Origin of the sequence: Colwellia marinimaniae (assembly GCF_002207865.1) — a bacterium.
Classification (GTDB): Bacteria; Pseudomonadota; Gammaproteobacteria; order Enterobacterales; family Alteromonadaceae; genus Colwellia; species Colwellia marinimaniae.
Genome location: NZ_BDQM01000012.1, coordinates 1 through 25,589, shown reverse-complemented (window position 1 = coordinate 25,589; position 25,589 = coordinate 1). Strand labels below are relative to the sequence as shown.

Genomic DNA, 25,589 nt, shown 5'->3' with positions numbered 1-25,589 from the left:
CACTTCTAACGTAGTTAAAACGCTAAAAATCAATTATGAATTCGACTCTAAGAAATCATTGGCAAACTTTTGTAATACCCCACCGGCGGCGTATACCGAAACTTCGTCAGCGGTATCTAAACGACATTTCACTGGGATGTTAATTATTTCACCATTTCGACGCGTCATAATGACAGTCATTGCCCCACCTGGTGAAATACCTTTAACATGACTGTCTTCAACATCGTACGTTTCGCTGCCGTCAATGTTATAGCTATGGCGAGTATCACCGTTGGTAAATTCTAAAGGTAATATCCCCATACCCACTAGGTTAGTGCGGTGAATACGCTCGAAACCTTCAGAAATGATAACTTCAACACCGGCTAAACGCACACCTTTTGCCGCCCAATCACGTGAAGAGCCTTGACCGTAGTCAGCACCGGCAATTATGATTAATGGCTGTTTGCGTTCCATGTAGATTTCAATGGCTTCCCACATGCGTGATTCAGTGCCTTCAGGCTCAATACGAGTGAGAGAGCCTTGCTTGACTTTACCGTTTTCGTCCCTACACATTGTTTCGGGTTGGCAAAGGTGGCACGTTGTGCCGTTAAGTGATCGCCCCTGTGAGTGGCGTATGAGTTAAAGTCGGCTTCAGGTAGACCCATTTTAGCGAGGTAGGCACCCGCAGCACTGTCTAATTGAATAGCATTTGAGGGTGATAAATGATCTGTAGTGATGTTATCGCCAAGCACCGCTAATGGCACCATACCTTTCATGGTGCGAACACCTGCTAATGCACCCGGCCCCTCGGTATTCCAGTAAGGAGGACGACGAATATAAGTACTGGTTTCATCCCAATCATATAATGGGCTTTCAGCTGGTTCAAAGGCACCTAAATCAAACATGGGTTCATAAACCTTCTTGAATTGCTCAGGCTTGACACATGAAGCAACAATTGCATCAATTTCTTCATCCGCTGGCCAAATATCTTTCAAGGTAATATCGTTACCCTGTTGATCTTGACCTAGAATGTCTTTTTCAATATCAAAACGTATGGTACCGGCAATAGCATAAGCAACAACTAATGGCGGTGATGCTAAGAAAGCTTGTTTTGCATGCGGATGAATACGACCATCAAAGTTACGGTTACCTGATAATACCGCGGTAGTGTATAAATCACGGTCGATAATTTCTTGCTGAATTTTTGGCTCTAACGCGCCACTCATACCATTACAGGTAGTACAGGCGTAACCTACTATACCAAAGCCTAATTTTTCCATTTCACTGAGCAGACCTGCTTCTTCTAAATACAGTTTCGCTACTTTAGAGCCCGGCGCAAATGATGTTTTTACCCAAGGTTTACTGACTAAACCTAATTCATTAGCCCGTTTAGCCACCAGACCCGCGGCAACAACGTTACGTGGATTTGAGGTATTGGTACATGAGGTGATCGCAGCGATAATTACCGCACCATCCGGCAGTTGACCATTGGCTTCTTGTGCTTTACAAACATCCAAATTTTTGGCAATGTCTTTCGACACTAGATCAGCGGTCGCTAAACGACGATGCGGATTTGAAGGTCCGGCTAAGTTACGACAGACAGTTGATAAATCAAATTCGATAACACGAGGGTACTGTACTTCTTTTAGGTCATCAGCCCAAAGACCGGTGTGTTTAGCATAAATTTCAACCAGTTTGATTTGCTCTGGATCACGACCGGTAATTTTCAAGTAATCAATGGTTTGTTCATCAATGTAGAACATACCTGCTGAGGCACCGTACTCTGGCGTCATGTTTGAGATAGTTGCCCGGTCACCTATAGTTAAGTGTTTAGTACCTTCACCGAAAAACTCTAAGTAAGCAGAGACAACTTTCTCATTACGTAAAAATTCTGTGATGGCTAAGACCATATCGGTAGCCGTAATACCGGGCTGACACTTGCCCGTTAACTTAACACCAATAATGTCGGGTAAACGCATCATAGAGGGTTGACCAAGCATAACTGTTTCAGCTTCTAGGCCACCAACACCAATGGCAAGAACCCCGAGACAATCTATATGTGGTGTATGAGAATCGGTGCCAACACAAGTATCAGGGAAAGCAATACCGTCACGCGCTTGAATAACTGGCGACATTTTTTCTAAGTTGATTTGATGCATAATACCGTTACCAGCGGGAATAACATCAACGTTTTTAAAGGCTGTTTTAGTCCATTCAATGAAATGAAAACGCTGTTCATTACGGCGATCTTCAATGGCACGGTTTTTAGCCAACGCTTGTGGATCAGAGCCAGAAGCCTCAACGGCTAAAGAGTGATCGACTATTAATTGTGTCGGTACCACTGGGTTTACTTTTGAGGGATCGCCACCTTGCTCGGCAATAGCGTCACGAAGACCAGCCAAATCAACTAAGGCGGTTTGCCCTAAAATATCATGACAAACAACTCTTGCCGGATACCATGGAAAATCAAGGTCTTGCTTAACGTCTATAATTTGCTTTAATGAATCGGTAAGTATCGCCGGATCACATTTACGCACTAATTGCTCAGCAAGTATGCGTGAAGTGTAAGGTAATTTAACGTAAGAGCCTGGTTTAATGGCTTCGATAGCTGCACGCGTATCATAAAAATCTATGGTCGCGCCCTTATTTTTATAACCGGGCAACGGTTTGCGGTATTGGTAATTCATAATTCAATCCAGGAAACATTTCTAATAAACAAGTGTTAAATAGTTGATGGTTCTATAACTAACATTGTATAAGTCGTTAAAAGTAAAATCAGACGACGAAATTTGCCACTAATTCAAGGAAGAAAACATGAGCATATAAGTATATGTGATTGTCTTCTGACGATGAAGTCGTGGCAAAGTTCAAGTCTCTCCTACCTCTTTTCGATAGCGACAACCTTACGTGGCTCACTGCCAGTGTAATCAGCACTGGGTCTGATGATACGGTTGTTTGAGCGCTGTTCCATTACGTGTGCTGCCCAACCGGTTAATCGTGAACAGACAAAAATAGGGGTAAATAATTTTGTTGGTATACCCATGTAATTATAGGTTGAGGCATGGAAGAAATCAGCATTACAGAAGAGTTTCTTGCTATCCCACATATATTCTTCACACGCGACAGAAATATCATAAAGTGAAGTATCTCCGTTTTCTTCAGCCAGCTTTTCAGACCAGGCTTTAATAATGACATTACGTGGGTCACTCGTGCGGTATATCGCATGACCAAAGCCCATGATTTTCTCTTTTCGCGCTAACATGCCGGCCATTTTCTCTTTAGCATCACTCGGTGAAGTAAAGCTCAGAATCATATCCATAGCCGCTTCATTAGCACCACCATGAAGTGGCCCACGTAACGTACCTATCGCAGCAGTGATACAAGAAAACATATCAGATAAGGTAGAAGCACAGACCCGGGCAGTAAATGTTGAGGCGTTAAATTCATGCTCAGCATATAAAATCAATGATACATCCATAACCCGTTGATGTTGTTTGGACGGACTTTCACCCTTTAATAAACGTAAAAAGTGACCGGCAAGGGAAGTTTCAGAGGATTGACAATCAATTTCTACGCCATCATGGCTGTATTTATACCAGTAACACATGATCGCTGGAAAAGCGGCTAATAAGCGATTTGCTGCGTTATTTTGCTGGCTAAAGTCACCTTCTGGCTCTAAGTTACCTAAAAAAGAACAACCTGTGCGCATAACATCCATTGGGTGAGTATCTTTAGGGATAAGTTTTAATACCGCTTTTAATGCCTCGGGTAAATCACGTAACGATTTTAGCTCTGCTTGATATGCAGTTAATTGTGTTTGGTTTGGTAATTCACCGTTGAATAATAAATAGGCAACTTCTTCAAAGGTTGAATTTTCGGCTAAATCTGCAATATCATAACCACAATAGGTTAAGCCTGAGCCTGATTTTCCTACGGTACAAAGGGCGGTTTCACCGGCACTTTGTCCACGAAGGCCAGCGCCACTGTTCGGTTTTTTCGCAACACTTTTCTCTTCAGTTGTCTCTGTCATGATTCTTTCCTCATTTGATAATATTTTAGCAATTTTTTATGTACGCACTGCTGACATTATTGGAGCTTATAAGCACTCTTGGGTCAGTTTTTAGCTTGGTAAGGTGCGAGTAATTATTTCTGAGCTTTCTCTTGAGCAAAAAGCGCATCAAGCTTTTGTTCGTAGTCGTGATAACCTAGGTAGTCATATAAATCCATACGGGTTTGCATGTTATCAATTTCAGCTTTTTGATCGCCATCGGCTAGTATGGTTTTATAAACAGACTCTGCCGCTTTGTTCATCGCACGAAAGGCTGAAAGTGGATAAAGCACCATGGCACAGCCCCACTCGCCTAGTTGTTCTTTATTCCATAACTCGGTTTGACCAAATTCAGTGATATTAGCCAGTACAGGTACATCAAGGGCTTCAGTAAAAGCACGGTAATGCGCTTCGGTTTTTATCGCTTCAGCAAAAATACCATCAGCACCGGCAGCAACATATGCTTTCGCACGTTCAATGGCAGCTTCTAAGCCTTCCTTAGCAAATGAGTCAGTTCTCGCCATGATAAAAAAATCACTGTCTATGCGAGCATCTACAGCCGCTTTAATACGGTCAACCATTTCTTGGGTTGAGACAATTTCTTTATTTGGTCGGTGGCCACAGCGTTTTTGTGCAACTTGATCTTCAATGTGCACAGCAGCAGCACCGGCTTTTTCCATATCACGAATCGTTTTAGCAATATTAAATGCGCCACCCCAGCCGGTATCAATATCCACCAATAGAGGTAAGCTCGAAGCACTGGTAATTCTTTGTACATCTGCAATAACATCATTCAATGACGTCATACCTAGATCAGGTAAACCGTAAGACGCATTGGCAACGCCGCCACCCGATAAATAAATAGCCTGGTGACCAAGTTGCTCAGCCATCATGGCGCAATAGGCGTTTATGGTACCAACGACTTGTAAAGGTTTATTGTTTTCTAGGGCAAGACGAAATTTTTTACCCGGTGAAACAGTTTTTGTTGATAGACATTCTGACATCTTAGGTCTCCTGTGATTCTTGCTCGGCTTTTTGCAGGGCAATTTTATTTTCAATATTTTTACGTGAAGCCGCAATATGGCGGCGCATTAATAACTCGGCAAGCTCACCATCTCTATCACTGATTGCTTGAATTATATTTGAGTGCTCGGTAAATGCACGGGTTGCTCTTGGGCTATGCATACCAAATTGACAACGATACATACGAACTAAATGATATAACTGGCCACAAATAAGATTGATTAGCTGCTGATTATGACTGCCCAGAATAACTTTATAGTGAAAATCAACATCCCCTTCTTCTTGGTAGTAAGACACACCGTCTTGCAGGGCTTTATCGCCGGCATGTTGAGTGAGCATATTTTTCATATGCGCTATCTCTTCATCGGTCATATTCAGCGCAGCTTGTCGACACGCCATGCCTTCAAGCGCTTCTCGCGTGATATATAACTCGAGTAAACCCTCTATGGTGCAAGCCACTACGCGTGAGCCTATATTGGCCTTGCGCTCTATTAAGTGACATTTTTCCAGACGATTTAATGCTTCACGCAAAGTTGAGCGACTAATTTTATAGTGCTTAGCAAGCTCAGGCTCACTAATTTTGCTACCGGCGGCCATATCACCTTCAACAATGGCATGTTGCAGCTGTTCAAAGACCTTGTCGGCTGTGGTCACTGCCGCTTGTTTTGTTGGGTTTTGTAAGAACATAGTCTGTCTTTTAAGCCTAGATATAATAGTTAACATACATTGTCGAAACACAACTATTGTCGACAAACATCACAATATCAATCAATAATATCGTAAATATCGGATTAATCAAGTGGACCTAAGTATAATTGTCGACAATTCTTAAGAGTGGTATTGCTTAACTGTAAATTTTTCTGAGCAGAGCTGAGCTAAAAGTGAGGGCTAGAGCTAAGGAAAAAAATGATAACAAGTAAATAAAACTCATGCCTTAATGGGCTTATTTCACTATTTAATGCTATTGGACTAGCACTGCCCTACCGATAGCAATAGGGTATAGGCTCTGGTTATCGATTATCGATTATCGATTATCAACAAGACTTCCTTTTCGACAGCCAGTGGTAACTAATTAGCTGACTCAAAACTTAAAATGATGAATTGGCTTGGCTTAAAAATTTAAGTTCTTCCGCCGTCGATTGTCGGTTTAAGATACGGTGTGGATAGCGGCCAAATCGCTTAATAATGTCTTGATGTTTTAATTCAAATTCAACATTGTTAGCGATGCCATTAGCTGTATAGAGTTCAACCGCATCCCGATGTATTGATAACGATTCACTGTGCATAAATGGCATATATAAAAAGCTCTTCTCTATTGGCTTGAGGACTTTATCGGCACCTACTGTAATGGCTTCTTGGGCAAGCGCTAAGGCAAGGCCATCATAGGCAAAGGCTTGTGCCGTATCTCGGTACATATTACGCGAAAACTGATCGAGAATAATTATTTCAGCCAGTCGTCCATGTGCTGTTTCCCGCCATGGTGCTAACTCACATTGTTTTGCTGCATTATGAATACTAATAAATTTTTCTGTTATGGTATTATCAAAAGCAGTATCTTTCAGCCACCAACTGGCAGATTTTATTTCTTTAAACCAAAAGTCGAGCACGGCTTGATAGGTCATCTAACTATCCTTGATTTATTTATTATCACGCTTAGTGGGTTGTTCACACATTTTTCTCTTCGCTTTGCTGATATAACTCTAACGGCAAGCCATCTGGATCACTAAAAAAGGTAAACTTTTTACCGGTATATTCATCAACTCTAATAGGCTCAACGTCAATACCTAAACGTGTTAAATGCTGAGCAACCGGCTCACCCTGGCAAGCGCCCTTAATAGGATAGTTAATTTTGCTCACATTACTTCTTTATTGTATTTTAAATTTAAATAAATATTAACCAAAGTTAAAAATATTCTGCCAACACCAACGATAAAATAATTACTAAATTTTAAGCAAAAAAAAACCCACGCAATATTTACATATTGCGTGGGTTTTCTCATATAGTTCACTGCTCTTTTAGTACATTAAAAGGAAGTGGTATCCCTAAGGGGATTCGAACCCCTGTTACCGCCGTGAAAGGGCAGTGTCCTAGGCCTCTAGACGATAGGGACAAAGAACTAGCAAGTAGCTAATTTCAAAACAACACTTAATTTTTTATAAGTATAAGCAACTTATTGATGCCCTCTTTTATCATGCCTTTATCAGGTATGAATAAAAGTGGTATCCCTAAGGGGATTCGAACCCCTGTTACCGCCGTGAAAGGGCAGTGTCCTAGGCCTCTAGACGATAGGGACAAAGAACTAGCAAGTAGCTAATTTCAAAACAACACTTAATTTTTTATAAGTATAAGCAACTTATTGATGCCCTCTTTTATCATGCCTTTATCAGGTATGAATAAAAGTGGTATCCCTAAGGGGATTCGAACCCCTGTTACCGCCGTGAAAGGGCAGTGTCCTAGGCCTCTAGACGATAGGGACACAAATTAGTGTTTACATTATAAATAATATTAACAAACCAATTAAACTATCTATTTTTCGCTAGTGATAACTTGACAGTTAACCTTAACAAAAAACCTAATATGGTGGAGCTATGCGGGATCGAACCGCAGACCTCTTCGCTGCCAGCGAAGCGCTCTCCCAGCTGAGCTATAGCCCCGAAATATTCGAGCAATTTAATAACTGGCCTAATAGCCATTAAATTATGTTCTCAACCAGTGGACCTAACACTTGCTGAAAACGAGGCGCATTATGAGCAGCAGCTAAGAAACTGTCAACACTTATTTGTAAAAAATAGCATTTAATTAGTAAGCAAGGCCTAAACTGATCGCATAATGAGCAAGCTGCTTATTTATTGCCTTATTTTAACTAACTCTCTGTAATGTCGGTATAATTATTAACCACATAAAAAGCATTGGCGGTAGTTAAGCATTACTGCCCTTACTTTTTCAGGTTAACTCACCCTATTGCCATCATCTGACTATAGAGAGATTATATAACCTAGCTTTAGTTACTTTATCTTTTTGTTATTTAGCGGTATGGTTTATATAACTTAGCCATACCATAACGAAAACCGTATGCAGCTCAAAAAACTTAACATAGTCGCTATTGGCGGCGGACACGGTTTAGGACGTGTATTATCCACCCTATCCTTTATGGGCCATAAACTCACTGGGATTGTCACCACCACAGATAATGGCGGCTCAACTGGCCGATTAAGAAAAAGAAGTAGCACTATTGCTTGGGGTGACTTACGTAACTGTTTAACCGAGCTAGTCGATGATAATTCTATTGGTAGTCAACTATTCAATTTTCGCTTTGACGGTAATGATGAGCTAGGTGGTCATAACCTAGGTAACTTAATTCTGTACGGGTTAGGTAAAGTACAATCAAGCCCGATGGACTCTATCAAATTAGTGCGCCGTATTTTGCGGGTAAAAACACAAGTATTACCTATGTCTGAAACGCCAACAGATTTAATGGCTTTCTATCCTGAGGGGCGCTGTCGTCTCGGTGAGCTTTCTGTTGATGAAATGCCGATAATGCCAACAGACCTAATGCTAGCACCCTTAGTTAAGTCAGTTACGCCCTGTATTGAGGCCATTGCTAATGCTGACCTGATCATTTTAGGTCCAGGTAGCTTCTTGACCAGTATTGTGCCACCGCTGTTAGTCAGAGATATCGCCAAAGCATTAGATAAGCGTAAAGGACATTGTGTTTTTATTGATAATATAGTCGCTGAGCAAAGCCCAGCCGCTAAATTAACTCTAGATGAAAGACTTAGCTGGATTGAACATAATATTGGCTGTTTGCCAATTGACAGTGTAATTTGTCAAGATGAGCGTATACATTCAGACAAGGTCAATGTGATTTGCCAAGATTTAGCCCACAATAAAGTGGCCCATCACCATGACAATGAAAAGCTGATTCACGCCCTAGAAACATGCGTAAAACAATTTACTAGTGCGGCTAAAATAGAAACAGCGAGTAAATAACTCGCTGTTTCTTATTGTTATGCTGGCCGTTTAGGTGCTTTTAAGCGGCCTAAACGACATCATCTTCACTGATACGGCTGGCCACAGCTCCTTTTTGGTTTTTATATTTTGCATCTGCACGTTTGTTATAGGGACGGGCAGCACTGGATGACATGGTCTCAAAGTTTAATGCTGCTATCGTCATTTTTGGGCGCAGCGCTAGCGGTAATTTACCACTGTTAAAAAACTCTAGCACGATTTGACCAGACCAACCGGGATCGATGCGATGCGCTGTCACGTGCACCATCAGCCCTAAACGTGCTAATGATGAACGACCGTCCAGCCAACCAACAATATTATCCGGTAGGGTTACTGATTCATAAGTCACGGCTAAGGCCAACTCACCTGGGTGTAAAAAGAACGCATCACCATCGGCAATATAAATTTCATCACTCATAACCGCGTCCAGCGCTTTTTGCACTTCGGCTTTTGGTGCACTCAAATCAATATAAGGCGCGGTATGATCTTGAAAAACTCTAAATTCATTGCCTAAGCGAATATCAACACTGACGCCAGAGATCATCGACGGGTCAGGTCTTGGCTCAATAATGATCTTTCCCTCATCAAGGCATTTTTCTATATCTTTATCACTTAATCTCATAATGGCTTTTATTTACCTTATTACACTGAAGCTTATATTGCTTTTGTGGTTACTGTTGCGGTTAATGGGCTGGCATTATCACACTGTAAAAATAACTGCGCCGAAATATTACGCGCTATTTTACGGTAATAACTGGCGATTTCACCCGTGCTATGTTCAAAAACGTCTGATTCACCAAAATCAGCGTCCTGTCGAATGGCAATATCTAAAGGTATTTGCCCTAATAATTTACTTTGCTGATCTTTTGCCATCTGCTCAGCACCAGCTTCACCAAAAATATAACTTTGATGACCGCAGTGTTCACAGATGTGGTAGCTCATGTTCTCAATAATGCCTAATACCGGTACTTTAACCTTATCAAACATGGCAATGCCTTTTACCGCATCAATTAAGGCTATATCTTGTGGTGTTGTCACTATCACCGCAGCGGCTACCGGCACTTTTTGCGCTAGCGTTAATTGAATATCCCCAGTACCTGGTGGCATATCAATTAATAAGTAATCAAGCTCTGGCCAATCGGTTTCATTCAATAGCTGATTAAAGGCAGTGCTGGCCATTGGGCCACGCCAAACGGTGGCATCAGCTTCATCGACTAAAAAACCAATCGACATGGCACTTATGCCATTGGCATTAAGTGGCATCATCAGCTTGCCATCACTCGAGCTAGGTTTTTCATTTTTAAGGCCAAGCATAGTGGGTATTGACGGGCCGTATATATCAGCATCTAAAATGCCCACCTTAGCGCCTTCGGCCATTAAGGCATAAGCAATATTAACCGTGGTGGTCGATTTCCCTACCCCACCCTTGCCTGAGGCGATGGCAATAATATTGGCAATGTTACCTTGTGACGTACTGCCTTGCTCAGCTTTATTTTTATCGCTACCCAGACAGAATTGGCGCACCGGCTTTATCGCTAATTCTACCTTAACCGTCACTGTGCGAGCCAAATTATCACTTAACGATTGTGCGATTAGATCTAACTCACCTTGGCAGACAAAGGGCATGAGGAGATCGATGATAATATTTTTATGCTTCGGCTTTTGACTTTGAGTAACGCTAAACTGTAAACAAACCGCGAGCACACCCTGTGGAAAGTTATCAGAAATATAATGCGTTAAGGACTCTTTAATCAGTTGCTCTATCTCAATCGCGTTAAGTGTTTCGTCATTTGATTTTACGTCCGTTTTTGCGGTTAGTTTCGAGAAAAATTTACCAAACTTTTTACTAAACATAGTGACTTGCAGACCTTAATAAGAGAAATTACGAAATTAGTTGCATTCAACTAATGAAAATCATTACTAAATTCTGTACTATTGCCGACATTATTACCATCAAAAAACAACTATTTTTCATGTCTGACACTACTTTATCTGCAGCTACAGCAAACTCTTCACTACAAAAACGTAAAATTTTAGTTACTTGTGCCCTACCCTATGCCAATGGCTCTATTCATTTAGGTCACTTACTTGAACATATTCAAACGGATATTTGGGTACGATTTCAACGCATGCGTGGCCATGAAATCTATTTTGTTTGTGCGGATGATGCGCACGGCACACCGATTATGCTTAAAGCACAAGAGCTTGGTATTACCCCTGAAGAAATGATCAATGGCGTACGTGAAGAGCATATGGCGGATTTTGCTGATTTTCATATCAGCTTTGATAACTATCACTCGACCCATTCTGAAGAAAATAAAATCTTAGCCAATGAAATTTATAATAAATTACACGCTAAGGGCCATATTAAAACCCGTACTATCTCTCAGCTTTATGATCCAGAAAAAGGCATGTTCCTGCCAGACCGTTTTATTAAAGGCACTTGCCCTAAATGTAAAAGCGAAGATGAAAATGGTGATAGCTGTGATAATTGTGGTGCTACCTATTCACCCACCGAAGTATTAAACCCACGTTCGGTTATTTCAGGCGCAACACCGATATTAAAAGACTCTGAACATTATTTCTTTGACTTACCCGCTTTTGAAGGCATGTTACAAAAGTGGATTCGCTCTGGCGCTTTGCAAGAAGAAATGGCCAATAAATTATCCGAATGGTTCGATCAAGGTTTAAGACAGTGGGATATCAGTCGCGATGCACCTTATTTTGGTTTTGAAATTCCAAATGCACCAGGCAAGTTCTTCTATGTGTGGTTAGACGCACCTATTGGCTATATGGGCAGTTTTAAAAACTTATGTAATAAAGATAGCAGCATAGATTTTGATAGCTTCTGGAAGGAAGACTCTGATGCTGAGCTTTATCACTTTATTGGTAAAGATATCATTTATTTCCATAGTTTATTTTGGCCGGCCGTACTTGAAGGTGCTGGTTACCGTAAACCAACGGCAGTATTCGCTCATGGTTTTGTTACCGTTAACGGCGCTAAAATGTCTAAATCAAAAGGGACTTTCATCAAAGGTCGTACCTACCTAGATCATTTAAACCCAGAGTATTTACGTTATTACTACGCGGCTAAATTAACCAATCGCATTGATGATTTAGATCTTAACCTTGAAGATTTTGCTCAACGGGTTAATTCAGACTTGGTCGGTAAAGTGGTTAATATCGCCTCACGCTGTGCCAGCTTTATTTATAAACGCTTTGATGGCATGTTATCAACTACTATTGACGACCAAGCACTGGCCGATGAAGTAATGGCAGCGGGTGATAGTATTGCCGCCCATTATGAGTCACGTGAATTTAGTCGTGGTATGCGCGAAATCATGGCGCTAGCGGATAAAGTGAATGAATATATCGCCATAAAAGAACCATGGCAGTTAATTAAAGACGACAGTAAGCAACAAGAAGTACAAGATATTTGCTCGCTAGGCATAAACATGTTCCGCACGTTAATGATTTACTTAAAACCGGTACTGCCAGTACTTGCCGAAAACACGGCGGCTTTCTTAAATGATGAACTCACCTGGGAAGGCCACAAAACCTTATTAACCGGTCATAAAATCAATAAATTTAAGGCCTTGTTACAACGTGTTGATATGGATAAAGTCAATGCCATGACCGAAGCATCAAAAGACAGCTTAGCGCCGAAAGATGAAAAGAAAAAACCGAAGAAAGCAAAACCAGCGAAAGTCGTTGATAATAGTGCGGCATTAGCTGACCCGGTAGCGGTCGACCCTATCTCTGAAGAAATTCAGTTTGAGGATTTTGCCAAAATTGATTTACGCATTGTCAAAATCATCAATGCTGAGCATGTTGAAAAAGCCGATAAATTACTTAAATTAACCCTAGCGCTTGGTGATGAAGATGGCTGTGAAACTCGTCAAGTTTTTGCCGGCATTAAATCAGCTTATCAACCGGAAGACCTTATTGGTAAACATACGGTCATGGTCGCCAACTTAGCGCCTCGTAAAATGCGCTTTGGCATGTCTGAAGGCATGGTACTCGCTGCAGGTCCTGGCGGTAAAGACCTATGGATATTAAATCCAGATGATGGTGCTAAAGCAGGTATGCGGGTTAAATAATGTATCGCTAGGACTTTAGCCGACGTGTACTCAACTTAGGTAAAAAAGAGTGTTTTAAAAGGTACGGTATTGCACTGTACCTTTTTTATTTCAATCAAGATCCTTGCCGAAGTGGCGAGCATCGTCATTGCCGAAGTGTCGAACATCGTCATTGCCGAAGTGGCAAACATCGTCATTGCCGAAGTGGCGAACATCGTCATTCCCGAAGTGTCTGATCGGGAATCCATTAATCAAAAAATGCCAGAGGCATGAGATGAACAAACACCGGTTAACAAACTTGCCATTATTCGCTTTACTGCCTTTATTAGCCAGTTGTAGTGGTAACTACACCTTTAAAAGTAATGTTACGCCTGACAATGCCGAGCAATACTTTAGTGCCAGTAAAGTTAAAATTTTTAATGATGAAAGTGAGTTTAACTCCGCCTTTCAATATATTGGTCTAGTTGAAGGTGATGATTGTCAAAAGAAGTCATATCTAGCGCCACCTGATGCCATTAATGCTCGAACACAAGCAAGACAAGCCGCTTTTTTACAACAAGCAAACGCTGTTATTTTCACCAGCTGTGTCGATATAGAAACTAAGCACTGTGTCGCGCAAGTGGTTTGTTACGGTAAAGCCTATCGACTAGGCGCTCCTTATAAGGAAATGGAGCAATAAAATGTCAAAAACGTGTGATAGCACTCATCAAGTACAAAGCTTTAAATTTGAGGCCATAGCGACAATAGAATCACCTTATCAAGAAAAATTTGCCATACCACGTCAGCCAAACTTAGTGAGTGCCGCAAAAGGCAAGGTTGTACTCCTTGGAGCTGCCAATAATAGTGAATTAGTCCGAGATATTGAGCAATTTAGTCATTTATGGCTGCTTTTTATTTTTCATGGTACGCAAGCGCAAGGCTGGAAACCATTAGTTCGACCGCCGCGTCTTGGCGGCAATGTAAAAACAGGTGTATTGGCAACACGATCAACCTTTAGGCCAAACCCGATTGGCATGTCTGTGGTTAAACTTGATAAAGTTACCGTGGCACACAAACAAACTATTTTACATATTTCAGGCTTAGACTTACTACACGGCACTCCAATTATTGATATAAAGCCTTATTTACCTTATTCCGATGCGATTATTGATGCCGATGCCGGCTTTGCTCAGCAGCAACCTGATGCCGGCTTAAGCGTGGTATTTAGTAAGCAAGCACAAGCTGATCTAACGCAATACCAAGCAAGATCTGAAGAAAAGTATAGCGAGTTAGCCTTATTGATAGAACAAGTGCTGGCACAAGATCCTCGACCTGCCTATAAACAGGGTAAAACGGATGATAAAGTTTATGGCATGAGTTTATATGACTTAAACATCCAGTGGCAATTAACCTCCTTGGCCACCGTATTAGTGTTAAATATTACTAAAAATCAGAAGATAGTAAGCTAAGGTAAAGAGTTAACTTAAATACTTACTTTAAAGAGACAGCCATGAGCCAATATACTATTAAGAAAACAGCGACAAGTAACAACGCAACTAGTTTCAGCCCCGATTGGCCGGCAATAGATGCCCTAACCATTGACACCTACCCCTGGTATCAAGCCGGTGCTAAACAAGAGACACAAATAAAGCTAAGCGCCAATAACGATACCTTATTTATACAAATTACCGCCCAAGACAACTACAGCTATGCCAAGCAAACTGAACTCAACCATATGTTAATTTGTCAAGATTCTTGTGTAGAGTTTTTCTTCAGCCCTTCAGGTGTATTGGGCAGTAGTTACGTTAATTTAGAAGTAAATTGTTGCGGCACCTTGCACCTAGCTTATGGCCCTGGCCGGGATAAACGTCAATTTATCAGCCTCGAAGCAGCCAGCTTAATACAACGTAAAACAAGTATTACTAGTCCGATAAAATTTGAAACTGACCTCGATAATGAATGGACGGTTGCAATTGTCCTGCCCTTTGCCGCTATCGAGCAACTGACAGGCGAAAAAGTGAATAAAGATAAATGGTTTGGCAACTTCTACCGATGTGGCGGCAGAACTGAGCCACAATACGCGGTATGGCATAATATCAATGTGCCAGAGCCGGATTATCATCGACCTGAGCACTTTGGTGAATTAGTATTTATTTAACCTTTAAATAGCGTTTATATCAATATCCTACCAAGGTATCTGGCTCGCAATAAATAATGATACTGCTGTCCGTTAAAACGGAGGGAAACAAGCGCCTGCTTAAGTAACTCATAGTTGGTTAACATGTTGCTGCCAGTAACAACATATCGCCATTTTTGCATTAATTCAACATCAACCTAGTCGATGAAGTGCACAAATTTTATTATTGGACGGATCACGTAAATACGCTAAATATAATTTCCCAATAGTTCCCTCACGTACCCCGGGAAGATCCTCACAAGCAGTGCCGCCATGCGCGATACCAGCTGCATGCCAAGCATCAACTATATCTGCGGTCTTTGCTGAAAAACCAATAGTAGAGCCATTACCATGACAAGCAGGCTCGCCATTTATAGGTTTACTGAGGGCAAAAACACCACTTTTAGTAAAATAAAAGCAACGTCCTTTTTCATCAATTACTCCTGGTTCATAACCCATAGCGGCTAAAATTGCATCATAAAATATTTTCGATTCTTGTACATCATTTGCACCAATCATAATATGACTGAACATTTTGTTTCTCCTCGTTATAAAATAGATCCACCGCCATGGCTGAACGCTGAAGGTGGCGAAAATTGGTTAGCTATTTACCCTATAAAACAGGTGCCCGGCTTGTCCAACACCCGAATAAGGTCGCGGCTGTGCGACAGCTGTTTTTATTTGTTATGCGTTGTTCCAGCTTTTAGCAAAATTAATTGCTTGTTTTAAGTTTTACCACTTTAAAAGGCTATCTTGATATGAGCCGGCTTTACCTTGAAGATTTATTCCGTATGCTTCAAGGTTCACTATCCTAAGCACAGTATTTAGATTAGAGGGGTTTAGGCGGTGCCACATGCAAGGTGGTGTGGGCCTGGGGGCAGAGACCTCCAGCTACCCGATTATATTTTATTTACTAAGTTTAAAATCTAAATTTCTTACTTTAATATTAACACCAAAGGCCGTTAGTTCTTGATAAAAATCGACGATATTGCATGACTTAATTTGCTTACAAATTATGCCATATTTTAAAATTGCAGGTTTATCACTTTGTAACGATGCTTTCTTAAGCCAATAAAGTGCTTGATTAAAATCTTTTTTGACATGCTGGCCATTTATGTACATTTCTGCGAGGTTTACTTGTCCAAGTGAATATCCATAATTAGCTGAGCGCTGAAAAAGCTCAAAAGCTTCTTTTAAGTTAGTTTCACTATATAGTTGCATAAGGGAAGCTTCACCATAGACATTTTCTTTTTTCCCAGGGAGAAAAAGACCTTTACCATGAATTATTTTTTCTGGACCAACTAAATGACCAAAGAGCTTATTTCTTATTGGTCTTTTAGCTAAGTAAATAGCGCCAGATTGATGCATTTCTTTTATTGCTTTGATTGGCAAGTCGTATCTTTTAGCTTCAAAGTAATCTTTAAAGCTTAAATGCCCATAGCGAATGCTGTTTTCTACGGCATGTTGCCTTAAATAATAAAACCCTCCATAAATTAAAGTAATAATGTCCCCGGTAATATCGACAACCTTAGCTATTCTATATTTTTCTTGAGGCCTTAATTTACCGCTTAACAATCTAAAATCTAAAAAATATATGTCATTCACTTTTGGTTGGGAAATTATTTTAAACGTTTGAATTTTGTCTTTTTGGTATGAATGAAATTTAAAATAACCAAATAATATAACGGCAAGTATTATGATAAGTTTAAAAATTTGTGGAATAGATGGCCATCTTATATGAATTGCCTTTATGACTACATCATTAACAAACATCTTAAATAATCCTTTAATGCTATTTTGAAATACCTCTACGGTAAATTATTCACCGTAGATGGCAGACCAACGCCGACTTAAGCGGAAAAATATAGTTGGCTATAATGTTTGAGGAACAAAAAACAGCCAACTGTAAATTTTCCGTTTGATGTTCTCGTAGGTGAATTTATGTACCAAAGCTATCTTTTTCTGGAAAATTTTCATGGCCAATAATATTTACATTAGCCACATAGTTAACTCTACCAACACGAGCTACCATTTTCATTTTTTTAGAGCTACGAGATCTTTTTTTGCGTTTAGATGATTTTTTAGTAATTAGGCGGTTTTCGCTACGAATTTCACCAAGATAATGTCCTTGAAAATCAAAAACTTCATCTCCACGAAAAGTAGCTACATGAGTACCATCTTGCAACCTTAATTCATCATTATTTCGAAAGCCAAAAGACTTTCCTTTCCATGTCCACAACCATTGCATTGCTAATACCCCTTTGTATTTACCTATCGCCATTTTAAGCGGCAATTAATAGTGGGCTAAAATGTGTGAGATACGAACAACAGCCCGCTGTTAATTGTCCGACTTAAAAACACCCGATTATCTGTAAAGTGCTGATATAATGACTATAAAAAACTAAGTAACAATAGTAAACCTATAATTGCTGCACCAAATAATAGGTACTTACCAAAGGTGGTATTTTCTTCCATAGTCTCTTGATGCTGTGCTTTGAGTTGCGCCAATTGTGAGTTATTAAGCTCAGCGCAATGGTCACATTTATCTAATGACTCAGGGTAATATAAATCACACCTGTCACACCGTTTTTGTTTTGGCTGCTTAGCTCTCAATGCTAGGCTCATACCTACCGACATGACAACACCCTGTTACCCATAACACCTACTTAAGCGAAAATAGAGTTGGCTAAAATATTAAAGAACGAAAACAGCCAACTGTAAATTTTCCCTCTTGAACGGCTTGTATGTATTTAATTACCAGTAATAATTTCCCATAAGATGTTAATCCAAAACAAATCATCATCTTCTGATTTTTTTTGATGCTTAGCGGCTAATTCATACTCTCTTTGCGCCGCTTGTGGTTGTCCTATTGACTCATAATAACGACCGGCTTTAGCATTACGACTAGACATTTCTTTAAGGTCCGAGCTTGAAGCACAACCACCTAAGATTAGGGACAAAATAATAACAACTTGAAATTTAAACACCTAAAAATCCTTTTATACACCTGAAAATGACTAAACACATCACGAGCCTGTAGAATAACTCGTTTGTTATGAATTACCCCCTTAAAATCGAGGTAACAAATGCATTACCTATATCGAGTTAATAATCTACAGTGCGATATAGGAGCACAAAGTTTTAGCTGTTTTGGCTGAATTAGTTATTCTACAGCCTCAACGCCGTTTTAAGCGGAAAATTACAGTTTGCTAAAATGTTTGAGTGCTTTTGACTAGCACCGATGTATTTCTTGACCCTGTAGTTCTCTTTTTTGGATCATGAAAGGTATCAATAACTTTAAAGGAAGCTTTTCGCATCATTCCTGCGGATGCTAGGTTTTCTTCGTGTCGTTCAATATATACCTTTTCGCATTGCTCATTTTGAGCCAATACGATTGCCTTTTGTAAAAGCGAGCTGCCAATTCCTTTTCCACTATGACTCATACTAACTACCACATCATTAATGTATGCGATAGTGGATAAATCTGAGTATTTACCTAGCATTGAGGGACATGCATCCTTAAAAATCAAAATGGCGAACCCAGCAATTTCATTTTCCTCAGCCAAAACAGCAAGCGCCTTTCCATCACGTATTAGCTGAAACTGTTTATCAATACTTTCATCTGTAATGTAATTCCACTCGTTTGGACCATCTCTGAGTAGAATCTTCCTCATTTGTTTAAAATCTGTTTCATTTAACAGTCTTGAATGTACTTTCATATTCCACCTCTTTCTAGCACATAGCGCCACAATTAAGCGGCTAAGTAATGGTTGTGCGTATTTCGGTCGGACCGATCAGTTAATTCGGTTTGAACCGATCACTTTTTTTCACTCTCTTTTTCATCGTTAATATTTATACCTAGTGATCGGATAGAGTCAAATTGTTTTTTCTTTGTGAGTCTCCATTAAGATCAATTTTGTAGCTATTATGGATCAACCTATCAAGTAGCGCATCGGCAATTGTGGGATTGCTTATCAATTGATGCCACTCTTTAACGGGCACTTGGCTAGCAATAATAGTGCTGTTAACTTGATAACGGTCTTCAATAACCTCAAGCAATTCGCTGGCCTGTCGAGCGGTCATTTTTTCTAGCCCCCAGTCATCTAAGATCAACAGTTCAACCTTACTTAATTGATTCATCAACAGCGTGTAACTACCGTCAACTCGTGCCGCGATGAGTGCATCAAGTAGCCGCCCTAAGCGATAATATCTCACTCGGTATTGTTGGCGACATCCTTGCTCGCCAAGCGCACAAGCTAAATAGGTTTTGCCACAGCCTGTTTTACCAGTGATAAGTATATTTTGCTTTAATTGCAGGTAGTTCCCACCAATGAGTGGCGCAATCTCACTCTTTATCAAGCCTCGTTCAATGCTGTAGTTAAGCTTTTCTGGTGGTGCATCAAGGCGAAATTTTGCTTGCTTTCGTAAACGCTTTACTCGCGCATTTTCACGTTCAATGAGTTCATGATCCAGTAGCAGAGTCAGTCTTTCTTCAAACCCTAATTCATTAAACGTAGTCGGTTGTTGACGTTGTAATTCAAGCGCATTAGCGAATGGGCTAAGTCGTAAACTACGTAGTTGTTCGATGACAATATCATTCATGTTATTTCCTTAGTTGTAGTATTTTGAACCACGGATGTTTTTGTGGTTTATCGGCTCGTTTGGCTCTTTATTTTGCTCAAGAGCAACATTTTCTCGCTTGTTTTCAAGGAGGTTTTTTACGGTAAATCGGTCTGGCCTTTCTAACAGCAATGCGCTTTGGCAAGCCTGCTCTAAACGAGCCTCTGTATATTTCCTCGCTAAGCTGAGTAAACCTAAACAGGCTCGGTAGGCTTGCTCTGGATGCGTTTTGCTATTAAGTTGGTGCTCAACAACACTACGGGTGCCACACCCTATGCTTTTACCCCAACTAAGCAAATGCTGTGGTGACCACTGCTGTTTTTGATGTGATAGCGGCATATGCTCTGCTATGGTCGTGAACCCACCTTCTTTATGGCTTCTTGGGTGTTGGGCAATACATTGTCCTTTGAAGTAAATTCTTATCATGCGAACGGTTGCTTGCGTATCAACACGCTCACCGCTATAAATATGCGGTACCGAGTAAGCATGCTTTTTATAAAGTACATGATAATCAATGCCGACTTTGGCGTGATGGTGGTCAACATATTCATAGGGATATTGAGGAAGTGGCTTTAATGCTGGACGGTCAAGTTGCTCAAATAAGCTTTCACGGTTGCCCGGCAACTGCCTAAATTTACGTTGATTTAAGTCTTTGAGTAGATATTTCAGTTCGTGATTCAAGCTCGCCAAGGTGTGGAACACTTGATGGCGTATGCGCATTAATATCCATCGTTCAACGATAAGGACGGCATTCTCAGCTTTTGCTTTATCTTTGGGTTTATAGGGTCTTGCTGGCATTATTGCCGTGTTGTAATGACGCGCTAACTTGAGATAATTCTCATTAAGAGTTGGCTCATATCTATCCGCTTTAGTCACCGCACTGCGCAAGTTATCAGGCACTAGCAAATTTGGCACACCACCAAAAAATTCAAACGCACTGACATGTGCCATTAACCAATCTTCTTGTTTTTGACTGGCACTGGCTTCAATAAAGGTGTAGTTCGATGCGCCTAAAGTCGCGACAAATATCTGCGCATTGCGACACTCTCCGGTATCAGGGTTAACGATTGGTACGGTTGGACCACAGTAATCAATGAAGAGTTTATCACCTGCGATATGATGTTGGCGCATGCTGCGTTTAAGCTTTTTCTTCCAGCGTAAATAGTACTCACAAAACTGAGTGTAGGCATAAGCCTTTTCTAGGTACTTTGCTTGATACTCTTGCCACAAAAGAATTTTAGTCATGCCTTTGCGCTTCAGCTCTTTATGCATCAAGGCAAAATCAGGCACTTCTTTCGTTGCTGAAGAGCCTTTACCTGGGAATAAGCGTTGTTCAAGTACTGCCTCGCTAAGATCGTCAGGTAATGGCCAGCTTAACTTTGCATTTTTAAAGCGCGTGAGAATTTCAGAAACAGTGGCAGGGCCAATTTTGAGGCATAAGGCAATGTCCCGATGAGATAGCTTCGCTTCAAATTTTAAACGTAAGACGTCATTTATTTTGCTCATTGGTGTTCTCTTTTTTCGCATGTTATTCCCCAAAATCATTTGTTGTGATTTATAGAGAGTAACTTGTTGATGAAAAACGAAAAAGAGAGGCGTTTCGGACAACCGATCACCTATTTCGGAAATAGTTCCAAAACGATCGGTTCAAAGCGAAAGGAGTGATCGGTTAATCCCGAAATCAATGATCGGATAATACCGAAACGGGTGATCGGTTCAGGCCGAAGCATGCAGGTTGGCTAAAATAAGCGACGAATGAGCAAAAACCAACTGTTTTGGTCCTAATTAATTTGCTTATATGCCGTCTAACTCGGATTTAATTTGGATGTTAAAACATGATCTTGCCATGAGCCAGCTATTTTTAAATAAGACTTAGCAAATCCTTCTTTTTGAAAGCCCAATCTATTTAATAGTTTCTTTGACCGTATATTTGATGGAATAAAGTTAGCCATAATTCTGTGTAATTGATATTCATCAAAGACGTATTGAATTGATGTTTGAAGCATTTCAAACATTAGACCTTTACCTTGTTCTTTTTCGCTGATTGAATATCCCAGACTACACGCTTGAAAGGGGCCATGAACAATGTTTGAAAAGGTACACAGACAAATTATTTTTGATTGTTCTTTGTCAAAACCGACAAGAGAAATAGAAGAGCCAGATTTAAATTTTTTAAAGTTGCTTTCTACGCGTTTATGAGTGTATTCCAAACTAAAATACGTTGGTGATCTTGTAGGCTCCCATTGAGATAAATAAATGCGATTTTCATTTTCATATTTTACTAACAACTCAAAGTCGATAGGATTTAAAACAGAAATAATCATATTTTCAGTTTTTAACTCAGGAATAGATTTCAACACAAATATCTCTTAGGCCTCTAACGAGCCTGTAGAATAACTCGTTTTTTAACTTTATGTATAATCGAAATACTCTAACTGGATTATTTTCTTTTAACAATCAAAAACGTTTACGTTTTTGGCGATTTTTATTTTTTCATCAATGGGCTTTAAATACTGGCGGGAGTTTTACTGGCTTTTGTCTTTTACGGCTGTTTTCGAGGATATATACGGGCGGGGTTCGCCTTAATGCAGGCTATTTCTTAGCTTTTCAATATTATGTACTAAGCAGTACATTTGCCATTGCGTATTCACTTTCTCTTGTCCGCGCAAGGTGAATTTATTCATGCCTTTATTCACGGTGATATTGCCAAAAACAGGCTCTATTGCACCTAATCGTTTACTGTATTGTCGTCGACAACTAGCCTGACAGAAAGGGAGCCCTGATAAATCGAGTTGATTATCGAAAATATGCGCAAGTGCGTGTTCGAAGGTGCCGGGAATAATTTGGGCAGAGAAATCAATGGGAATGAACTTACTTTGACAAGATCGTGGTACAAGGTTAAAAAACAAACAAAGTAGAAATAGTAAAAGGAACAATGAATTATTGCTTGTTAGCATCTCAACTCGAGCATACTATCAACCCTATCTTGTGTTTCTTGACTGAACATTTGAAATTGATCATCAGTAAAAACACCATAACTTTTTAAGGCAACCAATTTCAATAATACGTTATTGCGAGTTGGGTTGTTGAACATCTCAGCAATTTTTACATCTTCATCTTGAATTAATCCATATAGCTCTAAGTAAGACGTATGCTCTGAACCAGCTCTATTTTTAGCTAGCTCATCAACTTTAACAAATATTAGTTCACAAGCTTTTGCAGTTAAATCATTTTGAAGCTTTCGAAATAGTTTCCAATCTTTTTCAGGTATAGATGACATGCTAGATTCTCATTGAGTGCTAACCGCCGCAATAAGCGGCTAAGTAATGGTTGACTAAAATGTGTAGCGAAGCGGAACCGAGCCAACTGTAAATTTTCCGTTTAAATGCCTTGTTGAACGAAGTCGCTTTGCGACAGAGTAACGTTAAAACAACCTTTCATACTCAATAACAACATTGTCACTTCGATGATGCGTTATTGGAGTATACCCATGAATACATCACAAGCACAACGCTACAATTATCTTTATGAACAACATCTTATCAACTTGTCTTTACAAGGTAAACGCCCTTCAACCATTGACGGTTATTCACGCGCAGTACGCCGTATTACGGCATTCTTTGATAAATCACCGGACGACCTTGGTATTGATGAGCTAAAACAATATTTCAATAGTCTTATCCAAGCACATTCATGGAGTACCGTAAAAATTGACCGTAACGCTTTACAATTATTTTATCGTTAGACCCTCAATAAACAATGGCAGTGGCTTGCTATCGTCAAGCAGCTACGTTATCAAGTGTTTTTTATGACGCTGTATTCTATGGGATTACGATTAAGTGAAGGACTTAATTTAACCGTTCATGATATTGATGGCTTACATATGCAGGTGCATATTCGAGATGGTAAAGGCGGAAAAGACCGGCTAGTGCCTTTGCCCGTGCTGCCAACATGAAATGCACTGCATTGAGGTCACACGAACGCCCTAGCCGAAAGGCAAACATAATAAGGATAATGGCAACGGTAAGTAATGAGGAATAAGGAGAAAAACAACCAATGAAACACTAAAGAATGACTCGGCGAAAAAGTATACGCTTTTTCGACTTAACTTCGTACGTCTTGCGATCAGGTAATTGATAACAATCTCTTCACATAGCAACTCACTATTTACACTATAAAGCAGACTCCGGGCTTGTCCAACACCCGAATAAGGTGTCGGCTGCGCGACACCTATTCTTATTTGTTAGCCTTTTATTGCCAATTAAGTTGCAACTCTTTGTGTTCAGTTGCGCAGTCCTTTAAGTACAAATTGATCAGGTTTTGATACGGTATACCATTTTTATCTGAAAGTACTTTAAAGTAATCAATTACATCTTCGTCTAGGCGAATAGTTATTTGTTTCTTAAGCTTTTTAGCGTAAGGATTAGGAATAGATTTTGAAAAGTCATATTGTTCACGCATAATGAAAATCCTCATATTGTTTACGCTCACCTTTATCGGCTTTGCGCGCAGAAATGATACGAATACTTTCATTTTTATCTCGATAGCAATGGCACACTATTAGAGTTTTAAATTCAGAGCTTTGTCCAAGTAAAATGAAACGTTCTTCGTGGATGGAACTATCTGGATCTGGAATTAAGCGACCACGGTCATCATAAAACACACTTTTTGCCTCATCAAAAGAAACACCGTGCTTTATTTTGTTGGAGTCGGCTTTATTCTGATCCCATTCAAACTTATATGTTGTCATAATTACATTGTAGTTATAACGTAAAGAATATGCAAGTTTTAGGAAAAGCCTCAACGCCGCAATAAGCGGAAAATTACAGTTGGCTAAAATGTTTGAGGAACGTATATGGACTCCTCGTGTATAGCAACACGCTTTATAATAATTTTTTGTGTAATTTGCAAGTTCACGTATATTCGGTTTCTAATGGGGAGCTACCCCGAACCTTAATGGCTTAATCCACTTACAAAGCTCCTTAACGAAATAAAGGTATTTAAGTACCGTCGTTCCTCACAGGTTTGGCCTCGCGTGCGTTGATACACTTTACATTATTACTTTACGATTGCTTTTACTCGGCTTACATTAGTTACTTTTTATCATTTATCTTAAGCTACACAGCTACGGGCTCTCGATAAACTTCACCACTGCTCAAAATAGCCCATGCCATTCTAACCAGCTTATTGGCGTAAGCAACCGCTGTTTTGTTTAAATGATTCTTCAATAGTTGCTTTCTTATCCAGCAACTCAATCCATCTTGCTTGTCTTTAATCCGACTAACAACTGAACGTGCGCCATGAATAAGTAATGAACGTAAACACCTATCACCTCTTTTTGTTATCCCTAACAACTTATTATTTCCACCCGTTCCTGAATGTGCAGGAACCACACCAACACTTGCGCTGGCATCACGCCCACATTTATAAGCTGAGCCATCACCCAATCTTGCGTAAAGTGCACTGGCTATTATCCAAGCAACTCCTGGCAACGCAATCAATCGTGTGCAAACAGGCACTTCCTTAGCTCTAGCAACTAATCTATTCGTTGCCTCTTCAACCTGACTATCTAATAACAAAAGCTGATCAAGTAAATTCCTTAAAATGAATCGACTAGACGTCGTCAATTCATTCTCTGCATCTTCAAGAAAACACGGTAAATGTTTACGTATTTTA

Annotated in this window: 28 protein-coding genes, 4 tRNA genes and 2 pseudogenes; 8 read left to right on the top strand and 26 right to left on the bottom strand. The window is 40.0% G+C overall.

Annotated features, from left to right (window positions below; all coding sequences use genetic code 11):
- Positions 1 to 33 precede the first annotated feature (33 nt).
- The 10 genes and pseudogenes from acnD to MTCD1_RS08995 form a co-directional block, all read right to left on the bottom strand.
- Positions 34 to 2,666 (bottom strand): annotated as a pseudogene (gene acnD / locus MTCD1_RS09040) (Fe/S-dependent 2-methylisocitrate dehydratase AcnD).
- Between the two features lie 191 nt (positions 2,667 to 2,857).
- Entirely contained in the window at positions 2,858 to 4,009 is a 1,152-nt protein-coding gene (prpC, locus tag MTCD1_RS09035; protein ID WP_057180847.1) for a bifunctional 2-methylcitrate synthase/citrate synthase, read from the bottom strand.
- A 113-nt stretch (positions 4,010 to 4,122) separates the two neighbouring features.
- Complete coding sequence (prpB, locus tag MTCD1_RS09030; RefSeq protein WP_057180846.1) at positions 4,123 to 5,031, bottom strand: methylisocitrate lyase; 909 nt, start codon at positions 5,029 to 5,031, stop codon at positions 4,123 to 4,125.
- A 1-nt stretch (position 5,032) separates the two neighbouring features.
- Positions 5,033 to 5,737, bottom strand: coding sequence for a GntR family transcriptional regulator (locus MTCD1_RS09025; protein ID WP_057180845.1), 705 nt, complete (start codon positions 5,735 to 5,737; stop codon positions 5,033 to 5,035).
- A gap of 401 nt (positions 5,738 to 6,138) precedes the next feature.
- Complete coding sequence (locus MTCD1_RS09020) at positions 6,139 to 6,672, bottom strand: DUF924 family protein (RefSeq protein WP_057180844.1); 534 nt, start codon at positions 6,670 to 6,672, stop codon at positions 6,139 to 6,141.
- 43 nt (positions 6,673 to 6,715) lie between these two features.
- Entirely contained in the window at positions 6,716 to 6,907 is a 192-nt protein-coding gene (locus MTCD1_RS09015) for a VOC family protein (protein WP_057180843.1), read from the bottom strand.
- A 178-nt stretch (positions 6,908 to 7,085) separates the two neighbouring features.
- Positions 7,086 to 7,161, bottom strand: a tRNA-Glu gene (locus tag MTCD1_RS09010).
- Positions 7,162 to 7,268: 107 nt separating this feature from the next.
- Positions 7,269 to 7,344, bottom strand: a tRNA-Glu gene (locus tag MTCD1_RS09005).
- 107 nt (positions 7,345 to 7,451) lie between these two features.
- Positions 7,452 to 7,527: transfer RNA gene (locus tag MTCD1_RS09000), tRNA-Glu, on the bottom strand.
- Positions 7,528 to 7,629: 102 nt separating this feature from the next.
- Positions 7,630 to 7,705: transfer RNA gene (locus MTCD1_RS08995), tRNA-Ala, on the bottom strand.
- Positions 7,706 to 8,123: 418 nt separating this feature from the next.
- On the opposite strand from MTCD1_RS08995, the gene MTCD1_RS08990 reads away from it, so the two are divergent.
- Entirely contained in the window at positions 8,124 to 9,041 is a 918-nt protein-coding gene (locus MTCD1_RS08990) for a gluconeogenesis factor YvcK family protein (protein ID WP_057180842.1), read from the top strand.
- A 49-nt stretch (positions 9,042 to 9,090) separates the two neighbouring features.
- Here the strand turns inward: MTCD1_RS08990 and dcd are convergent, their stop codons facing one another.
- Together dcd and apbC are read right to left on the bottom strand one after the other, a co-directional pair.
- Positions 9,091 to 9,681, bottom strand: coding sequence for a dCTP deaminase (gene dcd, locus MTCD1_RS08985; RefSeq protein WP_057180841.1), 591 nt, complete (start codon positions 9,679 to 9,681; stop codon positions 9,091 to 9,093).
- Between the two features lie 32 nt (positions 9,682 to 9,713).
- The gene (gene apbC, locus MTCD1_RS08980) at positions 9,714 to 10,913 is read right to left on the bottom strand and encodes an iron-sulfur cluster carrier protein ApbC (RefSeq protein WP_082606480.1); all 1,200 of its coding nucleotides are present in this window, start codon (positions 10,911 to 10,913) and stop codon (positions 9,714 to 9,716) included.
- A 119-nt stretch (positions 10,914 to 11,032) separates the two neighbouring features.
- On the opposite strand from apbC, the gene metG reads away from it, so the two are divergent.
- From metG to MTCD1_RS08955, 5 genes are all read left to right on the top strand, one after another.
- Entirely contained in the window at positions 11,033 to 13,159 is a 2,127-nt protein-coding gene (gene metG, locus MTCD1_RS08975) for a methionine--tRNA ligase (RefSeq protein ID WP_057180902.1), read from the top strand.
- 69 nt (positions 13,160 to 13,228) lie between these two features.
- Positions 13,229 to 13,411, top strand: coding sequence for a hypothetical protein (locus MTCD1_RS08970; protein WP_057180840.1), 183 nt, complete (start codon positions 13,229 to 13,231; stop codon positions 13,409 to 13,411).
- A 1-nt stretch (position 13,412) separates the two neighbouring features.
- Positions 13,413 to 13,817: an Rcs stress response system protein RcsF gene (rcsF, locus tag MTCD1_RS08965; RefSeq protein WP_057180839.1), complete on the top strand. Its 405-nt coding sequence runs from the start codon at positions 13,413 to 13,415 to the stop codon at positions 13,815 to 13,817.
- A 1-nt stretch (position 13,818) separates the two neighbouring features.
- The gene (gene tsaA / locus MTCD1_RS08960) at positions 13,819 to 14,586 is read left to right on the top strand and encodes a tRNA (N6-threonylcarbamoyladenosine(37)-N6)-methyltransferase TrmO (RefSeq protein WP_057180838.1); all 768 of its coding nucleotides are present in this window, start codon (positions 13,819 to 13,821) and stop codon (positions 14,584 to 14,586) included.
- 41 nt (positions 14,587 to 14,627) lie between these two features.
- Positions 14,628 to 15,275 (top strand): carbohydrate-binding family 9-like protein, encoded by a 648-nt coding sequence (locus MTCD1_RS08955; RefSeq protein WP_057180837.1) that lies wholly within the window; start codon positions 14,628 to 14,630, stop codon positions 15,273 to 15,275.
- A gap of 171 nt (positions 15,276 to 15,446) precedes the next feature.
- Here MTCD1_RS08955 and MTCD1_RS08950 read toward each other — a convergent pair whose 3' ends face one another.
- The 11 genes and pseudogenes from MTCD1_RS08950 to MTCD1_RS08900 all read right to left on the bottom strand — a co-directional run bounded on the left by MTCD1_RS08950 (position 15,447) and on the right by MTCD1_RS08900 (position 23,193).
- On the bottom strand, positions 15,447 to 15,827 hold the full coding sequence (locus MTCD1_RS08950) for a VOC family protein (RefSeq protein WP_057180836.1): 381 nt from the start codon (positions 15,825 to 15,827) through the stop codon (positions 15,447 to 15,449).
- 372 nt (positions 15,828 to 16,199) lie between these two features.
- Positions 16,200 to 17,066 carry a tetratricopeptide repeat protein gene (locus MTCD1_RS08945; RefSeq protein WP_057180835.1) on the bottom strand — a complete coding sequence of 289 codons (867 nt, stop codon included), beginning with the start codon at positions 17,064 to 17,066 and terminating at the stop codon, positions 16,200 to 16,202.
- A 166-nt stretch (positions 17,067 to 17,232) separates the two neighbouring features.
- Complete coding sequence (locus MTCD1_RS08940) at positions 17,233 to 17,574, bottom strand: hypothetical protein (RefSeq protein ID WP_057180834.1); 342 nt, start codon at positions 17,572 to 17,574, stop codon at positions 17,233 to 17,235.
- A gap of 110 nt (positions 17,575 to 17,684) precedes the next feature.
- Entirely contained in the window at positions 17,685 to 17,930 is a 246-nt protein-coding gene (locus MTCD1_RS08935; RefSeq protein WP_057180833.1) for a hypothetical protein, read from the bottom strand.
- Between the two features lie 113 nt (positions 17,931 to 18,043).
- Positions 18,044 to 18,280 (bottom strand): hypothetical protein, encoded by a 237-nt coding sequence (locus tag MTCD1_RS08930; protein WP_057180832.1) that lies wholly within the window; start codon positions 18,278 to 18,280, stop codon positions 18,044 to 18,046.
- A 222-nt stretch (positions 18,281 to 18,502) separates the two neighbouring features.
- Positions 18,503 to 19,012: a GNAT family N-acetyltransferase gene (locus MTCD1_RS08925; protein WP_057180831.1), complete on the bottom strand. Its 510-nt coding sequence runs from the start codon at positions 19,010 to 19,012 to the stop codon at positions 18,503 to 18,505.
- Positions 19,013 to 19,151: 139 nt separating this feature from the next.
- Entirely contained in the window at positions 19,152 to 19,895 is a 744-nt protein-coding gene (gene istB, locus MTCD1_RS08920) for an IS21-like element helper ATPase IstB (protein ID WP_057180830.1), read from the bottom strand.
- Positions 19,896 to 19,904: 9 nt separating this feature from the next.
- Complete coding sequence (istA, locus tag MTCD1_RS08915; RefSeq protein ID WP_057180829.1) at positions 19,905 to 21,440, bottom strand: IS21 family transposase; 1,536 nt, start codon at positions 21,438 to 21,440, stop codon at positions 19,905 to 19,907.
- A gap of 278 nt (positions 21,441 to 21,718) precedes the next feature.
- A complete protein-coding gene (locus MTCD1_RS08910) occupies positions 21,719 to 22,273 on the bottom strand; it encodes a GNAT family N-acetyltransferase (protein ID WP_088568931.1) in 555 nt (184 codons plus the stop codon).
- A 222-nt stretch (positions 22,274 to 22,495) separates the two neighbouring features.
- A pseudogene (locus tag MTCD1_RS23285) lies at positions 22,496 to 22,666 on the bottom strand (transposase); the annotation flags it as partial.
- Between the two features lie 197 nt (positions 22,667 to 22,863).
- The gene (locus MTCD1_RS08900; protein WP_057180827.1) at positions 22,864 to 23,193 is read right to left on the bottom strand and encodes a hypothetical protein; all 330 of its coding nucleotides are present in this window, start codon (positions 23,191 to 23,193) and stop codon (positions 22,864 to 22,866) included.
- A 210-nt stretch (positions 23,194 to 23,403) separates the two neighbouring features.
- Here MTCD1_RS08900 and MTCD1_RS21740 point away from each other — a divergent pair, with 210 nt between their 5' ends.
- Positions 23,404 to 23,658, top strand: a complete 255-nt coding sequence (locus tag MTCD1_RS21740; protein WP_057180826.1) for a site-specific integrase — start codon at positions 23,404 to 23,406, stop codon at positions 23,656 to 23,658.
- A 30-nt stretch (positions 23,659 to 23,688) separates the two neighbouring features.
- Positions 23,689 to 23,868, top strand: a complete 180-nt coding sequence (locus tag MTCD1_RS21735; protein WP_268807350.1) for a tyrosine-type recombinase/integrase — start codon at positions 23,689 to 23,691, stop codon at positions 23,866 to 23,868.
- A gap of 296 nt (positions 23,869 to 24,164) precedes the next feature.
- Here MTCD1_RS21735 and MTCD1_RS08890 read toward each other — a convergent pair whose 3' ends face one another.
- The 3 genes from MTCD1_RS08890 to MTCD1_RS08880 form a co-directional block, all read right to left on the bottom strand.
- Positions 24,165 to 24,374: a BrnA antitoxin family protein gene (locus MTCD1_RS08890; RefSeq protein ID WP_057180825.1), complete on the bottom strand. Its 210-nt coding sequence runs from the start codon at positions 24,372 to 24,374 to the stop codon at positions 24,165 to 24,167.
- Positions 24,367 to 24,663 (bottom strand): BrnT family toxin, encoded by a 297-nt coding sequence (locus MTCD1_RS08885; RefSeq protein WP_057180824.1) that lies wholly within the window; start codon positions 24,661 to 24,663, stop codon positions 24,367 to 24,369. The genes MTCD1_RS08890 and MTCD1_RS08885 overlap by 8 nt, the downstream gene beginning before the upstream one ends.
- 367 nt (positions 24,664 to 25,030) lie before the next feature.
- A partial coding sequence (locus MTCD1_RS08880) for a transposase (protein WP_143760102.1) occupies positions 25,031 to 25,589 on the bottom strand: 559 nt, incomplete at its 5' end.

Bases quoted from the DNA above. Each gene is read 5' to 3' on its own strand.
- MTCD1_RS08990 (WP_057180842.1), top strand. From the start codon at position 8,124: ATGCAGCTCAAAAAACTTAACATAGTCGCTATTGGCGGCGGACACGGT.
- MTCD1_RS21740 (WP_057180826.1), top strand. From the start codon at position 23,404: ATGAATACATCACAAGCACAACGCTACAATTATCTTTATGAACAACAT.
- MTCD1_RS08955 (WP_057180837.1), top strand. From the start codon at position 14,628: ATGAGCCAATATACTATTAAGAAAACAGCGACAAGTAACAACGCAACT.
- MTCD1_RS08925 (WP_057180831.1), bottom strand. From the start codon at position 19,012: ATGAAAGTACATTCAAGACTGTTAAATGAAACAGATTTTAAACAAATG.
- MTCD1_RS09020 (WP_057180844.1), bottom strand. From the start codon at position 6,672: ATGACCTATCAAGCCGTGCTCGACTTTTGGTTTAAAGAAATAAAATCT.
- metG (WP_057180902.1), top strand. From the start codon at position 11,033: ATGTCTGACACTACTTTATCTGCAGCTACAGCAAACTCTTCACTACAA.
- MTCD1_RS08900 (WP_057180827.1), bottom strand. From the start codon at position 23,193: ATGTCATCTATACCTGAAAAAGATTGGAAACTATTTCGAAAGCTTCAA.
- tsaA (WP_057180838.1), top strand. From the start codon at position 13,819: ATGTCAAAAACGTGTGATAGCACTCATCAAGTACAAAGCTTTAAATTT.
- istB (WP_057180830.1), bottom strand. From the start codon at position 19,895: ATGAATGATATTGTCATCGAACAACTACGTAGTTTACGACTTAGCCCA.
- dcd (WP_057180841.1), bottom strand. From the start codon at position 9,681: ATGAGATTAAGTGATAAAGATATAGAAAAATGCCTTGATGAGGGAAAG.
- rcsF (WP_057180839.1), top strand. From the start codon at position 13,413: ATGAACAAACACCGGTTAACAAACTTGCCATTATTCGCTTTACTGCCT.
- MTCD1_RS08885 (WP_057180824.1), bottom strand. From the start codon at position 24,663: ATGACAACATATAAGTTTGAATGGGATCAGAATAAAGCCGACTCCAAC.
- MTCD1_RS08890 (WP_057180825.1), bottom strand. From the start codon at position 24,374: ATGCGTGAACAATATGACTTTTCAAAATCTATTCCTAATCCTTACGCT.
- apbC (WP_082606480.1), bottom strand. From the start codon at position 10,913: ATGTTTAGTAAAAAGTTTGGTAAATTTTTCTCGAAACTAACCGCAAAA.
- MTCD1_RS09025 (WP_057180845.1), bottom strand. From the start codon at position 5,737: ATGTTCTTACAAAACCCAACAAAACAAGCGGCAGTGACCACAGCCGAC.
- MTCD1_RS08950 (WP_057180836.1), bottom strand. From the start codon at position 15,827: ATGTTCAGTCATATTATGATTGGTGCAAATGATGTACAAGAATCGAAA.
- prpC (WP_057180847.1), bottom strand. From the start codon at position 4,009: ATGACAGAGACAACTGAAGAGAAAAGTGTTGCGAAAAAACCGAACAGT.
- prpB (WP_057180846.1), bottom strand. From the start codon at position 5,031: ATGTCAGAATGTCTATCAACAAAAACTGTTTCACCGGGTAAAAAATTT.
- MTCD1_RS08940 (WP_057180834.1), bottom strand. From the start codon at position 17,574: ATGGCGATAGGTAAATACAAAGGGGTATTAGCAATGCAATGGTTGTGG.
- istA (WP_057180829.1), bottom strand. From the start codon at position 21,440: ATGCGAAAAAAGAGAACACCAATGAGCAAAATAAATGACGTCTTACGT.
- MTCD1_RS08935 (WP_057180833.1), bottom strand. From the start codon at position 17,930: ATGTCGGTAGGTATGAGCCTAGCATTGAGAGCTAAGCAGCCAAAACAA.
- MTCD1_RS08945 (WP_057180835.1), bottom strand. From the start codon at position 17,066: ATGTTTGTTAATGATGTAGTCATAAAGGCAATTCATATAAGATGGCCA.